This is a genomic window from Phycisphaeraceae bacterium (assembly GCA_019636555.1).
Lineage (GTDB): Bacteria > Planctomycetota > Phycisphaerae > Phycisphaerales > UBA1924 > JAFEBO01.
Genome location: JAHBXH010000001.1, coordinates 842,111 through 856,748 on the forward strand (window position 1 = coordinate 842,111; position 14,638 = coordinate 856,748).

10 protein-coding genes, 1 tRNA gene and 1 pseudogene are annotated in these 14,638 nt (G+C 60.4%); 6 read left to right on the plus strand and 6 right to left on the minus strand.

Annotation, left to right across the window (positions count from 1 at the left end; genetic code table 11):
• Nucleotides 1–47: 47 nt before the first annotated feature.
• The 3 genes and pseudogenes from KF691_03480 to KF691_03490 all read left to right on the plus strand — a co-directional run bounded on the left by KF691_03480 (nucleotide 48) and on the right by KF691_03490 (nucleotide 2,732).
• The gene (locus KF691_03480) at nucleotides 48–332 is read left to right on the plus strand and encodes a hypothetical protein (protein ID MBX3388500.1); all 285 of its coding nucleotides are present in this window, start codon (nucleotides 48–50) and stop codon (nucleotides 330–332) included.
• 1,267 nt (nucleotides 333–1,599) lie between these two features.
• Nucleotides 1,600–2,055, plus strand: a complete 456-nt coding sequence (locus KF691_03485; protein MBX3388501.1) for a hypothetical protein — start codon at nucleotides 1,600–1,602, stop codon at nucleotides 2,053–2,055.
• A gap of 110 nt (nucleotides 2,056–2,165) precedes the next feature.
• A pseudogene (locus KF691_03490) lies at nucleotides 2,166–2,732 on the plus strand (recombinase family protein).
• Nucleotides 2,733–3,788: 1,056 nt separating this feature from the next.
• On the opposite strand, the gene KF691_03495 reads toward KF691_03490, so the two are convergent.
• Nucleotides 3,789–3,861: transfer RNA gene (locus KF691_03495), tRNA-Ala, on the minus strand.
• A gap of 221 nt (nucleotides 3,862–4,082) precedes the next feature.
• Here KF691_03495 and KF691_03500 point away from each other — a divergent pair.
• Nucleotides 4,083–5,039 (plus strand): hypothetical protein, encoded by a 957-nt coding sequence (locus tag KF691_03500; protein ID MBX3388502.1) that lies wholly within the window; start codon nucleotides 4,083–4,085, stop codon nucleotides 5,037–5,039.
• Here the strand turns inward: KF691_03500 and KF691_03505 are convergent.
• A complete protein-coding gene (locus KF691_03505; GenBank protein MBX3388503.1) occupies nucleotides 5,011–6,033 on the minus strand; it encodes a peptidylprolyl isomerase in 1,023 nt (340 codons plus the stop codon). The two genes, KF691_03500 and KF691_03505, sit on opposite strands and share 29 nt — an antisense overlap.
• A 33-nt stretch (nucleotides 6,034–6,066) precedes the next feature.
• Nucleotides 6,067–6,843: a type II secretion system protein gene (locus KF691_03510; GenBank protein MBX3388504.1), complete on the minus strand. Its 777-nt coding sequence runs from the start codon at nucleotides 6,841–6,843 to the stop codon at nucleotides 6,067–6,069.
• Between the two features lie 287 nt (nucleotides 6,844–7,130).
• Here KF691_03510 and KF691_03515 point away from each other — a divergent pair, with 287 nt between their 5' ends.
• Nucleotides 7,131–7,715 (plus strand): sigma-70 family RNA polymerase sigma factor, encoded by a 585-nt coding sequence (locus KF691_03515; GenBank protein ID MBX3388505.1) that lies wholly within the window; start codon nucleotides 7,131–7,133, stop codon nucleotides 7,713–7,715.
• Nucleotides 7,712–8,524, plus strand: coding sequence for a hypothetical protein (locus tag KF691_03520; protein MBX3388506.1), 813 nt, complete (start codon nucleotides 7,712–7,714; stop codon nucleotides 8,522–8,524). Before KF691_03515 ends, KF691_03520 begins: the two co-directional genes overlap by 4 nt.
• 53 nt (nucleotides 8,525–8,577) lie before the next feature.
• Here KF691_03520 and KF691_03525 read toward each other — a convergent pair whose 3' ends face one another.
• The 3 genes from KF691_03525 to KF691_03535 all read right to left on the minus strand — a co-directional run bounded on the left by KF691_03525 (nucleotide 8,578) and on the right by KF691_03535 (nucleotide 14,531).
• A complete protein-coding gene (locus KF691_03525) occupies nucleotides 8,578–10,485 on the minus strand; it encodes a hypothetical protein (GenBank protein MBX3388507.1) in 1,908 nt (635 codons plus the stop codon).
• A gap of 257 nt (nucleotides 10,486–10,742) precedes the next feature.
• Nucleotides 10,743–11,639, minus strand: a complete 897-nt coding sequence (locus KF691_03530; protein ID MBX3388508.1) for a S8 family serine peptidase — start codon at nucleotides 11,637–11,639, stop codon at nucleotides 10,743–10,745.
• Nucleotides 11,640–12,677: 1,038 nt separating this feature from the next.
• Nucleotides 12,678–14,531, minus strand: coding sequence for a S8 family serine peptidase (locus KF691_03535; protein ID MBX3388509.1), 1,854 nt, complete (start codon nucleotides 14,529–14,531; stop codon nucleotides 12,678–12,680).
• Nucleotides 14,532–14,638: the final 107 nt, after the last annotated feature.

Below are 14,638 nucleotides of genomic sequence, written 5' to 3' on the forward strand. Positions count from 1 at the left end.
ATGAAATTCCAATGATCAGAATTAGACAAATATTTACAATAGCAATTGTGGCTGCATTGATCGCTGGGTGTCCAGCTCGTAACCGGACCGGCGAAGGCGACGCTATGCGAGATGTTGTCACGATCGGAATGTCAAAGGAAGCGGCTATGAAAGCGTTGCAATCTCGCGGCATCGAATGCGGATACGAGAAGGAAAATAACGTTATTCGGGCAATTCGGCGCAATGTGTCGAGACAGGGAATGGTGACAAAAAGCATGTCCTACACATTTAAATTAGATGAACAAGGCAACGTGAGTAGTATTGAAGAAAAAGAAATGCTTACGGGGCCTTAGTATGCCGCCGATTCTCCTTCGCCAAGTTGCGCTTGTGTAGTGAAAGCGCTTAAAGCCGAAAAGAAAATGAGCGTAATATCAAATTCCTGAATTGACGCGGAAAGCTAGCGACGATTGTGATGGCAAGTTCAAAGTGGCGGTGGCATTTGGAACTTGGACTATATTATTGGGACGATTTTGGTTGCATCTATAGGGCGATTATGCGGCCAGTGTAGTTTGCATGAGACAGTTTCAGCGCAGTTGTGAGGCGTCCTTCTCGGATGCCATGATGCGTCAATTCGGAGATCGAGAGACATCTCTGTGTCGTGAGAGGAGGAACACGTTCTCTCGGCACCCGTCGGAGGGGTCTTCTTGCCGAAGGCGTAGAATCGTCCGACGGGTGCCGAGAGAATCGTCATTGTCAGGCTTGTCACGGACATGCGGGATCAAGAGGTCGGACCCCGTGGTTCCCCCCATAGCCGCAAAGGCTGTTTGGGTGAATGGGGCCGACCCGCATTTGCAATGTGGCGCACCTCGTGCGGTGATGCCGGATAGATGGTTGGAGTGATCCCGATTTTTTCCCGCGATCGCCTTGACAAGAGCCTGCTCATAGATGGGGGGTAGGAGTGGGGCTCGGGGCGAGGAGGGGCCGCTTGCCCGCGTGACCGCCGCGCGGAGCGCGGCGCGGTGTGCGCGAATTCAGCCCAGGGGAGGAGGCGATCCCCGCCAACCAAACCCACAGCCCCCTCACACATCTCCCCTAAGGCGTGTTCGCAGATCTGTTCGCTTGCAGCGGAAAGGTAATTCCGTCATTGTTTCCCCGAGGTCTCCGCCGCGAGGATCGTTCGAGCGGTGGAGAGTAACCTCCATTCCCCTGCATCCTCCTCTTCTCTTTCCCTTTCGCTTCGTTCCTCTCCCAGACACGCCACTCTCTTCAACCACACAAACTCCGACGTCTTAAGTGCTCGCTTGTTGCCACACAGGATTTCCTTCTTTACCACGCCGATCCCACGATCGCCGCTGCTCACGCAGGGGTCGGGATGAAGCGAAGCCGGGATGTGTCGCCGCACGGCGCACCCGGCGAGCGGATCAAAGGCGGAGCATGCCCTTCTTCACGCGACGCGTGAAATTCATGCTCCGCCGCGAATGAGTGAATTGCAAAGTAGGTGTCCAGCAATTAATGCATTCTGATAAACGCATGGAGTGACAGTTCAACACTGTCTACACTCCATTGTCGTAATCGTGGTCGGGGTGGCTTGCTGCCAGCTGGCAGGGAGAGCAAAGTTCTATGGCAAAGGGCAAGTCCGCATCAGAAATGTCACTGTCTGAATTGGAAGCGGCGCTTAAGGGCGCGAAAGAGAAAATACAGGCGAAGGAACAAGAGCTTGCGGATTATCGCAAAAGCGTGCATTCCTACGTGCTTGAGTTCGGCAAGCGCCAACGTCAGTTAGAACGTGACTTTGGGATGGTGCCTGCGTCATCGCTGGGCGGACGCAAGGCTGCCGGCAACCACTCTGGTCATGGGGCAGTGACGCAGGGAATTCTGGCGGTCCTCGGAAACGCCAACAAGCCGGTCACCGTGAACCAAATCGTTGAAGCCACGAGAGCCTCCTCGAAGCCGTCGGTGGCCCAGGCCATCATGAAGCTTGTTAAGGCGGGCAAGGTCCACCGGTACAACAAGGACGGCAAGACAATTCCGAAGGGCGATGATTCTCAGCGTGCCAAGGCGTACGCCTTGGCCTGACTGAAGGATCTGCCATTTTGAGTGTGCCAAACGCCGCCCCTGTAGGCGGCGTTTTTCTGCGCAATTGCGAGTTGACATGGCAGGCTCCGCGCGTGAAGAACCGGGATGCCATGATTGCAAGTCTTCAAACTACTCACGCCGTCGCGGATCGGGGAACCCGCGTACAAATACCTGTGGGACCGCAAAGGCTCCCGCAGCCGACTCCAGCCAAGGGGGAAGAGATGGGAAAGCGATATTTTGTCTACGCGCGCAAGTCGACGGACGATGGCCACCGTCAACAGCGATCGATCGAAGATCAGCTTGCAGAGGTCAAGACACTCATTGAAAGGGATGGGCTGGAAGTCGTCGAAGTCCTAACGGAAAAGCAAAGCGCCAAGCACCCAGGCCGGCCCATCTTCAATTCCATGCTCCAGCGGATAGAGCGGGGAGAAGCCAACGGGATTATCGCTTGGCATCCAGACCGGATCGCCAGAAACGCCTTGGACTCCGGCCGAATTATCCACCTGGTCGACACGGCGAAGATCGCCGACTTGCGATTCGTGACGTTCCGTTTTGAGTCGAACGCCCAGGGCAAATTCATGCTCATGGTGATGTTCGGTCAGTCCAAGTACTACGTGGACAATCTCAGTGAGAACATCCGGCGAGGGATGAAGCACAAGCTCCGGCGGGGTGGATGGCCTTCCGGGGCCCCAATCGGTTATCTCAACGATCGCGTCGCCCGCCAGATCATCCCGCATCCGGTCAACGGGCCGATCATCCGGCAGCTCTTCGAGTTATACGCCACAGGGAAGTACTCCGTCCGGTTCTTGCACCAGAAGATCTTGGACATGGGACTAACGGCGGGCTTGCGGGGCAGGCCCATCGCCCTCGCTAAAGTCCATTACGCCCTTCAGAACCCGTTCTACTGCGGAGTAATGCGATACAGCGGGGAGTTGTACGACGGCGCTTACGAGCCCTTGGTCACGCAGGACCTCTTCGAACGCTGCCAGCGCATCAGGAAGCAGATTGGGCGGGCGGCGTACAACAAGCGATTCAAACCCTTTGCCTTCCGGAAGCTCTTCAAGTGCGGCGAGTGCGGCTGCGTGGTCTCGATGGAGACCCAGAAAGGTCATCGGTATCTGCGGTGCACAAAAAAGAGGGGCCGCTGCCAACAAAGGTTTTTGCGGGCAGACAAGGCGACGCAGCAAATCAATGAGATTATCGAGACGTGCTCAATGCATCCGAGGACTGCAGAACGATTGCTCGCCAAGATGGAGAGTCTGCTGGCGAGCGAACGGGCGGAATCCCAGGTTGAACAAGCGAAGGTGCGCGACGAGATGGGAGTGTGCGACGAGAGACTTGCACGCGTGATGCTGGCCTATGCGGCAAACGACCTCAGTCTCGACGAATTCCGTGGCGTGAAGAACCAGCTGATAACCGAAAACCGATCGCGAGCGGATCGCTTGGCGGCACTCGCAGCGGGAAAATCGGTTTCGTGGCTCGAACCGATGAGAAGATTCGTAAAGGCTTCAGTTGAAGGCACATCCATTGCACGAAGCGAAGACGAGCGCGAGAAAGCGGAATTCGTCAAAAACCTCGGCTCGAACCTGACCCTGCGGGATCAGCGGCTTTCGTGGGATCGGCGTGGAGTGTGGCAACTGGTTGAGACGTCGGAGTTTGTGTGGTTGAAGAGAGTGGCGTGTCTGGGAGAGGAACGAAGCGAAAGGGAAAGAGAAGAGGAGGATGCAGGGGAATGGAGCGGAGGAGACTCGAACTCCCGACATCCAGCTTGCAAAGCTGGCGCTCTACCAACTGAGCTACCGCCCCGAAGGGGTGGAAGTTTACGCGCTGCAAAGGCCGGCCGCGGCCGATCGGACACCACGACGCCGATTGCCAATCGGGATTCCGAGTCGTGATGCCGCGCCTTCCTGCATTGCCTCGTCGCGAAAGAGGGCTTCGAGCTCGCGCCGGGCGCAAAAGTCGGTTTGGCCCGAAAACCGGAGCCAGAATTCGCTAGACTGCCGCGGCGGGACAAGGACGGCCCAAACTTGAATACACATTTCCGACTCATACTTTCGTTCATCCTGATCGCGGGCGGGTTGGCGCGCGGAGCCGCGGCGCAAGAGCCGACGGCCCGGCCGCGGCAAGACATTCAAGGTGCGAGCCCGGGCTTTGAAGAGCGCGACAAGCGTGTGACGGCGGTTCTCGACGCTTCGGTGAACTACCGCTTGCGGGGCGACCTCGACAACGACAGCGGAAGCGTCGGGATCTTGCGAACCGGCGCGGCGCTGACGATTACCGCGCCCGTGCCGCCGCGGAACCGATTCAGCGTGACGATGGGCGCGGAACAGTCGTGGTACGATTTTTCGAGCGGCGCTTTTCTCGAAGCCGGAGACTTCAAGCCCTGGAACCACATCCAGTCGTACACGATCGGCGCGAACTTCTCGACGCAATGGAGCGAGACGATCTCGACGATCCTCATCGGGACGATCAACTTCGCGGGCGAGGGCTCGGCGGTCTGGGACCATGGGTTTACCGGAGGTGGAGGCGGGGCGCTCATTCTCCAGTTGGCGGAGGGATTCGATCTGACAGCGGGCTGCTTTGTGCGCTCGAAGCTGGGCGGGGGCGTCTACGTTTTCCCGATCGTCGGGATCGACTGGCAGATCAACAAGCAGTGGCGTCTCTCAAACGAGAATCAGCCGGGGCTCTATCTGAGTTACGCGCCGAATGACGTGTGGCGGTTTAGCGCGGGCGCACGCTACGACTTTTCGGAGTTCCGGCTCGCGAGCGACGATTCCGGGCCAGGCGACATCGCCAGCGACGAGCGGGTGCCCGTGACGTTCGGCGTGGATTGGACGCCCATTCCCAACTTGACCCTGCAGGGACGCGTCGGTGCGATGGTCTATCAGAAGCTCAAGGAGCGGAATGCGCAGCGCGTGACGCTCGGCCAGGTCGATGTTGATCCGGGCCTGTATCTCAGCGCTGGACTGGTGCTTCGCTTTTAGCCGGTTGGTTGCTTTCGAGCGACGGAGAATTCCTGTTGCCGAGCGTGATCGGCTTGGGGCCGGTGCCGTACGGCGCCGCATCCACGAGCGAAGCGGATTTGATGCGCGGCATCGGGTCGAGCGGTCGGCCTTCGGCGCCGATCGGTGCCGCGGCGATCGCCTGGATCACATCGGCGCCCCGAATCGCCTGTCCGAAACTCGTGTAATTCTTGTCGAGGAATGACGTGCCGCCCTTGCTCAGACAGACGAAGACCTGCGAACCATTCGAATTGGGATCGCCGGAGCGCGCCATTGAGAGCACGCCGAAATCGTGTGGGAGGTTGCTGGGCTCGAGATCGATCAGGTATCCTGGTCCGCCGGTTCCGGTCGCGGTCGGGTCTCCGACCTGAATGACAAACGGCTGGCCATCCTGGCGCGTGGGAACGATGCGATGAAAGATCACATCGGTGTAGAACCCGCCCGCGGCGAGTTCGCGGAAGTTCCATGCGGTGTTCGGCGCGACGTCAGGACGGAGCTCGAATTCGATGACGCCCTTGTCGGTGTCGAACCGCACGTATTTGTCGATGTAGATGCGCAGGCCGGAGTAGGTCTCGCCGCTCGATGAGAACTTGGGTTCGCGAGAACCGGGCTGCATCGACGCGTATTTCGGGCTGACCATCGGTTGGAGCACAAGCGCCGGTCCGATTTTCTCACCCCCGACCGACAGCTGCGCGTAGAGCAGCGAAGGCGTTTTGGTGTTCCAGAGATTCGGAAACAGCGTGGCGAGATTAACCTTGCCGGGCAGGACCGAAGCGGTCGCGGCTTTCTCCGCCGTGACGGGACGGAGCAGTTCGATCACCGCTTCGCCTTCCTTGCCTTCGGGAACGGAAACCTCAATCGGGACTTCGCGATTGATGCCGTAGTACAGCCTGTCGGGCGTGAGCTGCGCGATAGACGGCGCCGCTGCAAAAAATGCGGTTGCGACCACGATACCGAGCGCTACAAGTTTGTTCATTCGCGGAGGGTAGGGCTGGATTGCGAGATCAAACTAGCGATCAAGCACGACCATCCCCATCGCTTCGTCCATGATGGGCCAGGTGTCGCCGACGTTCTTGTCCTTGTTCCCGGCGCGTGAAATCATGGTGATGATTTTCTTGTCATTGTCCGCGAGCCACGTGACGCTGAGATCGCCCCGCATCACGTTGAGACCGGAAGCGTGGCTGAAATCCTGCACGCTTGTGAGGGCGTCGGAAATGAGCGCGCCCACTGCTGCGTCCGTCGAAACATTCAGCAGCCGGTTGCCATCGGCCATCGTGCCGCGGTACTGGAAGTTCCCGATGATCGGGCCGGGCTGCTTGGCCCACTGCGGAGCGAATTTCGAGAAAGTATTGGTGCCCTTGTTCGAGGGGCAATAAAAGATCTTGGGTGCCAGGAGGTATTCACGTGAATACAGAAGGCCGAGGCCGTCGTAGTCGGAAAGCTGCGGCGCACGGGTGCCGCCCGATTCGTCCACACGCAGGGTGGTCGTGGAAGAGGCGCGGCCCGAGCCGAGAGATGAGACAAACTGGCTGCGCGGCAGGAACTGCAGGTTGTCGCCGGCGTACATTGAAACGCCGATCGATACCTGCCGCATATTCGAGCGGCACATAACACGCCGCGTCGCTTCGTTGATTTTGGCGATCGAAGGCAGGAGCAGTCCGATCAGGACAGCGATGATGACGATCGAGACCATCAGATCGATCAGGGTGAACGCTGCGCGCGCTGCAACACCCCAAGATTTTTGGGTCGCGCCAAGGAGACCAACCTGGGTCTCGCGATCCCGCAACGTCGAACCTCCTCTGCGGGCCTTCGTCCCGCACCAACGCCCACGGTACCAAAATCGGCCATCGGCCGCAAGCGGATTCCCGTATTCGGACGTTTCAATGCATACCGATCATAACCTGAACACGACAGAGCTTGAACAAGGCCGAATTCTTACGGTCCGCACTTGCCAAAAGGTCGCAAATCCGCGATTCTGGAATCACGTTCGGGAGTCTTCCCGTACCTCTTCTTGCGGACGCGTCTTCGTCCGCGGGATTCGTATCTGTTTGGTTTCCGGGTCGGGGGACGACCATGGCCGACAGGCGGATCAATCGTGAGCAGGCCGCGCAGGACATCTCTTTGATGCAACGCGTGGCAGCAGGTGACGAACGAGCCGTCGCCGAGCTGTACGACCGGTTTGGGAGTCTGGTTTACAAGATGGCCTTTCAGTCGATGCCAACCCGAGCCGAAGCCGAAGACGCCGTCCAGGAGATCTTCGTGCGCCTTTGGAAGACCGCTCAGCGATACGACGCCGAACGGGCGGCGCTGGTGACGTGGGTGATGCTGATTTCGAGGCGGCAACTCGTCGACCGGATGCGCCGCAGCCGGGCGAGGATCAAGCCGGGCATGCTGGACGAGTCCACGCCGGTCCCGGTGCCCGATCGCAGCGAGGAACAGACCCGCGGCGAGCGCGAAGAGAACATGAAGGAAATGCTCCGGCGCATCGATGCGCTCCCGGAGCTTCAGCGAACTGTCGTGAAGCGCGCCTACTTGGGTGGGCAGACGCTGAGACAAATCGGGGAAGAATTGAACACGCCTCTTGGCACCATCAAGTCGGCGCTCAGCCGGGCTCTGACCAGATTACGTGAACGTGGAAGCGAGGAATTTGCCGTATGAACACGCAAGAACTCTTTGAAGCAGCGCAGCTCGATGCACTCGGTCTTCTCGACGAGCGCGAGCAGGCCGAGTTTGAAGCGGCGTTCGCCGGTGCTTCGCCGGCGATCCGTGCTCAGCTGCGTGACGAACAGGCACGCTTCGTGAAGCCCGATCGCCTGCGGTTGAATGTCGAACCACCGGTTGATCTGCGGGCTCGCATCCTGGGCGCCATCCGGGCCGAAATCGCGGGCGTTGCGGGCGCGGCCCGCGGCCGTCTGCACGGTGCCGGCCGCGAACTCCCCACCGTTCATCCGGTTCGGCGAGTCAGCCGCGCTTGGCGCGTCGCGACCCTCGCGTGTGCAACGGCGGCATTGGTGCTCACCGTGCTGGTGTTCCAGCAGAATGCACAGATGCAGAAGCTGGCATTAGTGAATGGAAGTGACGCGGCGTTGAACAAGCTCGTCGATATGTTTGGGCCGGCGGACCTCACAGACGCCGTGTTCAATGCCAACACCAAGAAGATCCCGTTTGCGGCTTCGGAGCCCGATTTCAAGGGTGAGGCGGCCGTCTGGTACAACTCGAAGAAGCAGTCGGCGCGATTGTTCTGTCGCAACATTGTGACGGCGCCGAACGAGACCATCCGTCTGGTTGTGCTCGATGACAACGGCAAGGTGACGGACCAGATTGCCGAGTTCGCCTCACAGGGCGAGATCATCACCAAGTCGGTCTCGATGAGCGGGTACAACCCCAAGCAGCTCGCCATTTACGTGACGGCCCGCGGCTTGGATGCCGCGAAGGGACATCTCGCGATGATCACTTCGACCATCTGAACGAATCCAACCGAATTCGAACGATCAAGAAGCCCGGGCCACCCCCGGGTTTTCTATTTCGTGGGCGCCGCGGCCGGACGACCGACCGTTGTCGAAGCCGTAAACTCCGACCACTTCGCATCATCCAGCACTTCGTCGATCTGCGATCCGAGCTCGAACTCCCGCTTGGCACGCGACAGTCGTCCCCAGATGCCAAATCCCAGGCCGCAGGTCAGCACCACGGCGCCGAGAAGGACCATCCCCGCGCGAGGGAGTCGCTGGTCGTCAATCGGTTGCGTGCCCGCCGCGGCGGGCGCTTTGATGAGCGTGACTGCGCCGTCCGCGCGATGCTCGCGTGCCGCGTTGGCATCGCTGGCGAGCGCGGTGCTGATGATGTCGAGCATGCGGGCGGATTTCTCACGGCCGGGAGCTCGAATCTCGAGCGAGAGCGTGCCCGGCGACGGTGATTCATGGGAGAATGAAGTCGTCAAGAGTGTTCGGACAGCGCCCGCGTTGCCGAGCGTTTCGTAGCCGCGCTGCTTCATGCGCGATGCCACAGTCTCCACAAATTGCGGGTCGGCAAGCGTTGCTTCGAGCGATCTTCGCCATTCATCGAGTTCGGGGTCGGAGAGCTCGCGCCCGCGCCCATCGGCGACGATCTCAGCTCTCGCCGCGAAATCGCCCGGCCATGCTTGTCCGACAACCGACCAGGAGAGCCCGCTGAGCACGGCGAGGGTAACGACGGTGCAAAGGGTGAGAATGCCGGCGCGCTTGCTGGCGGCTCGCCGCGCCAGGGCTGCGCCGGCAACCTCGAGCTGACGTTTGGTGGCGGCCAATTGAGCCCGCTGCGCCAGCACCTGTTCGCATTGCTCGAAACGCTTGGCGAGTACTTCGCTCGCCTTGCGGACCTTCGAGACATGTTCTCGCAGAATCGCGCGGCATCGTTTCAGCCGGCGCTGGCGCAGCGCGGTCGCCCCGCGACCCGCTGCCGCCGTGCCCGCGCTCGAAGACTTTGCCGCGTTCTGCAGTTCCCCGATTCGCTGGACAAGCCGGTCGCGCTCTTGACGTTCGTGGGCCAGGCACTTCTTCAGTTCTTCGATTTTCGAGCGCGTCACCGAGGGTTCGGCGTCCCTGGACTGAATCGCGGAGACGATCTCGTGAATGTGCGTGCGCTCGACGGCGAGAAGCTCCTCGTATTCGGCCAGGACCTCCTCCTGCGTGGCGCAGCGACGTGCGACCCGCTCGATATCGGATCGCAGCTGTTCGTTCGCTTCGGTCTCGGCCGTCAGGCGCCGGGCGAGTTCGGAATCTGCCGCCGCGGCTTCCGAAGCTGCAGCCTGCGCGCATTTCAATTCCTCGGCGCGCTGGTCCAGTTCGCTTTTCCGGCGCGCGATCTCGCTCTCGATCTCTGTGTTCCGCGAATCCAGGTCGGCTTCGCGATCTTTCAGGGCTTTCGCGTGCTCGGCGAGTGATTCTCGCGCAGCGGCGAGCTCCGCCTTGTCCTTGTCGAGATCGCTCTGCAGTTTCTGCAATTCCGAGGCGAATTCATCCAGCTCTTTCGCAAGCGACTTCGATTTTTCTTGTTCCTGTGCCTGTTCCCCGGCCTTTGCTGCTTCCTGTTGCTTGCGGGCTTCGAGTTCTCCGGTCAGAACACGGAGCGAATCCTCGGCCTCCTGGAGCGCCGTTTCCTTTGTGGTGACTGATTCCTGCAGCAGACGCAACGATTGATCGGCGTCGGCGTGGTTCTTGCGGGCCTGTTCGAGTTCCCGATCGCGCTGCGCCAATTCGGTTTCCTTGGCGACCAGCCGCGACTGCAAGTCAATAAGCCGTGTTTCGATTTCCTTGCGTTCTTCGTAGAGCTTTTTCAGGCCCTGGATGCTTTTCTCAAAATCGGTGATCGCGCCGAGCGCGTCGGCGCCGGTATTGCTCACCTGCGGGTCTGTCGCTGACATCGTGCTGGAGTCGGTCGGTTCTTGGCTCATGACGTCTCTCGGCACCGGCGCGATGGTCACGACGCGGTCGCCTTGGGCCGCGTCGAACTTCCCTGAGACTTCGCTTATCGGCACCGAATTCGCGCGGCTGAAGGCGATCCGGCCAATGGCTGCAAATGGGGTCAAATCGCTTCCAACGGGGTGGATAAAGGCCCGCACGTAATGAATGCGGGCTCCCTCCCGCGCCGGAGGGGCGCAGAAAGAAGTGGACTCGGGCCCCTCTCAGACTCTCGCGCGCTTGACGGCTGCTACGGGCAGAGCAGCTCGTTGTATGACGCAACAAAGATCACAAAGTCGGTGTCATCGGTCTGCCCATCGCCGTTGAAGTCGCCGCCGGTGTACGCGCCGCCCGGAGCGATCAGGTCGTTGTACGCAGAGGCAAACGCAACGAAATCGGTGTCATCCACGAGATTGTCGTAGACCAGGTCGCCGGGACAACGGATACGGCCGTGCATGTATTCCGCCGCTCTTTGGACGTTGATGATTCCCCAGCCGAAGTTGTCGTCCTTGCCGGGCGCTCCCGCATCGGTTGCTGTTCGCTCGAGCACCCACCGGGTGGTCGCCGGAGGAACCGCCGGATTTCCGCCGCCGGGAACGAAATTGCCGAGCAGAAGCCCGGCGGCACCCGCAACGTGCGGCGTCGCCATCGACGTGCCGTTGAAGTTGGCGTAGGTGTGTCCGTCGTTGAATTGATACAGGTTGACGGTGGTTCCGTTGTTCGCGAGCAGGTTGTCACCGTCGGTCTGCAGGCAGCCGACGACCGGGATCGCGAAGGTCGAACTGACATTGAGCGTGCCGTTCAGAGAGCCGGCGACGTTGTTCGAAATGATTACGCCGATCGCGCCCGCGTTGAGCGCGTTTGTTGCTTTGATGTTGAATGAAACGTTTCCCCGGCGCACGTGAGCGATCTTTCCGGATACACCGGTGAAATCCGCGGCAGTCTCGCCGAGTCCGCAATAGACCACCTGCGCGCTGACCGCGCGAATAACGCTGCCCGTCAGCGGCAGCGCTTCGTGATCGGTCAAAAGCCACTTCGCGCTCCAGGTGACAACCGGAACGGAGGATTGAACGCTTACCCCTGGTGCGGCGACCGAGCAGTGTGATCCGAAGTTGGAGAAGCTCGCGAACGCGCCCGACGAATCCACCGCGGAGACGGCCATGCTCGCCGGATACGCCGCGGGATACCGGGGAGTGCCCGACGACTGGTTGCCCATGGCGCAGCAGACGAGCGTTCCCGCGTTGACGGCGGCCTGAACCGTGTCGGAATAAGCCTGCGAAAACGTGGAGCCGCTAAGCGACATGTTGATCGCTTTCGCGCCGTTCGCCACCGCCCAGTTGATTCCAGCCATTCCCCAGGAAGAAAAGCCCGAGCCGCTGTTCGCGAGAACTTTGCCGGTCAACAACTGGCATTGCGGCGCGACACCGACAACGCCCTCGGTGTTGTCGAGCGCGAGGATCGTGCCCGAAACGTGGGTTCCGTGCGTGTTGTAGTCTTCGACCGCTTCGACCGGTGAATCGACAAACGACACCGACTGCACCGCGCCGGCGAGATCGATGTGCGCCGTATCAACGCCAGTGTCCAGTACGGCGACTTTCGCGCCGCCCTGTCCCCACCTCGGCCAGACCGAGGTTGCGCCGATCATCGTGATGCCGTACGGAATGCTCTGGGCTTCGGCGACCATCAATGTGTCGGGTTCGGCGTAGATGACTCCCGGCGTTGCTTTGAGTATTTCGATCGCCTGTTCGGCGTTGTCGCCGATCGTCCGAACCACCTTCAGACCCGGAACAAGCGGAAGCTCCTCCGCGATCTCACGCACGCCCGCCCGTGCGAACGCTTCGTTCTCCGCGGCGCGATCGAGGAACGGTTCGAACCGAACCAGCACTCGCGACGGATGTTTCTCGGGCCAGTCATTGAAGGCGCCGGGCGCCCTCACGCCGTCTCCAGCGCGGAACCCCGCGAGTGAATCGAGAGAACTTCGCATCACCGATGAAGGCTGAGGCTCGGCGCCGATTGAAGCAGACGCGAATATGCTGATCACCAAACCCGAACACGCCAAGAGCCTGCTTCCACTGTTCATCGAGATTCTCCTTTTCGGACAAGATCAGCGCTCGCGGGATGCCGTCGGACGACTTCCGTATTCCAAGACAACTCCCAAGCGAGTCGCTCGTTGAAGAGCCGAAACTCACGGGCACAATAAGTTGTTGTACGAACTTGCAAACTCAACGAAATCCAAGTCATCGGCGAACGCGTCGCCGTTGAAGTCGCCTCCGGTCCAAGGTCCGCCGGGGGAGATCAGATCGTTGTAGTAACTCACAAACTGCACGAAGTCAGAGTCGTCAACAAGCCCGTCGGTGTTCAAATCGCCCCGGCAGATTGCGCGGCCATAGAGATAGCCCGCCGCAGCTTGCACGTTGATCAGCCCGAAGCCGAATGTATCGTCGCGCCCGGGAGCGCCGAGGTCCTTTGCCGTTTGTTCAAGTATCCAGCGGACGCTGCCGGGGGGAAGCGGCGCCGGCTGAGAAACCGATTTGAAGAGTCCGATGAGCAATCCGCCGGCGCCCGAAACATGCGGGCAGGCCATCGAGGTGCCGTTGAATGATGCGTAGTCGTGACCGACGATTGCCTCGTTGAGGGTGACGGTCGGAAGCGAGAGAGCCTGAAGGGCGTTGCCGTCGTTCTGACTGATCCCAAAGACCGGAATAAAGAACGTGTCGTTGAGCGCCCCGGCCACGACGGAAGTCGTCCCGGTGTTGTTCGAGATGATCACGCCGATCGCGCCCGCATTCACGGCGTTCGTAGCCTTGTTGTAGAAAGAAGCGGCGGGGTTTCCGCTGGGTCCGCGCCGGATGTGCGCGATTTTTCCTGACACCGACGCGGGGAACTCGGAAGCGTCAAGGCCGGTGCCGCAGTTCACGACGGTTCCGGTCAGCGAGCCGCCCGGTGAACCCGTGAAATTCGCCGCGTTGTGCGAAACGCTGCTGAAAAAAACTGTATCGCTCACCGTTGGCACGGTCGATTGCACGCCGACGCCCGGAGCCGAAACCGAGATGAGCGGTCCGTAGTTCGAAAACGAGGCGAGTTGCTCGGAGGAATCAACCGCCGCGATCGACATCACGCCGGGAAATGCCGCGGGATAATGCGGCAGCGCCGAAGAGTCATTGCCCGCGGCGGCGACAACCAGCACTCCCGCGTTGTACGCGTTCAAACAAGCATCCTGAAGCGCCGGGTCGATCGTGTCGCCACCGAGCGACATGCTGATGACATCCGCGCCCTGCGTTACCGCCCAATCGATCGCCGTCGCGATCCAGCTATCAAGCCCGTATCCACCGTTGTTTAAAACTTTTCCAATGATGAGTGAAGCCTGCGGCGCGACGCCGACGACTCCGATCGTGTTGTCAAGGCCGAGCACGGTGCCCGAGCAGTGGGTTCCGTGTTCGTGAAAGTCATCAACCGGCAGCCCCGGAACAAAAGAACTCATGATGAGCGGCGCGGGGAGATCGGGGTGCGCCGCGTCGATGCCGGTGTCGAGGACCGCGACCTTCGCGCCGCCGCCACGCCCGTAGTTGGCCCAGGTGACATCCGCCTTCACCAGCGAGATTCCGTACGGCGTGCTCTGGGCGAGCGCGTGCCGAACATAGTCCGGCGAGGCATACAGAACCCCCGGCTGATTCCTCAATCTCGCGCACACTTCTTCAACGCTACCCGGAGTAACAGAAACGACCCGCAGGCCCGGAACGATTCCGATGGTTCGAATCGTCTCTCCGGCTCCGGCGTTCTTGAGCGCCGATTCCTGCGCGGCGCGGTCGGCAAACGGCTCCATTCTCACGAGGATCTGGCTTGGATGAAAGAGCGGGACTGCTTCGATGACTTCCCGCGAGGCGATACCCAATCCCGCCTGGAAACCGTCGAGCGATTCGCGCGAGTTGGGAAATAAGGAAGACGGCGAATCAGAATGCAGGGGCTCGGCCGCGACGCATGGAGCGAGAGAAACCATGAGCGCCGCGCCGGCGCACCCAACGAAATGCGATGTAAACATCCGTCCTCCTGAGGCGTGAAACAAAGGAGCAGAGCCAGCCCCTACGTATCTTCGCAGGAGAGCGTGGATTGTGCAAATCAATTGCCAAAAAGTCCGAGAAAACCCGG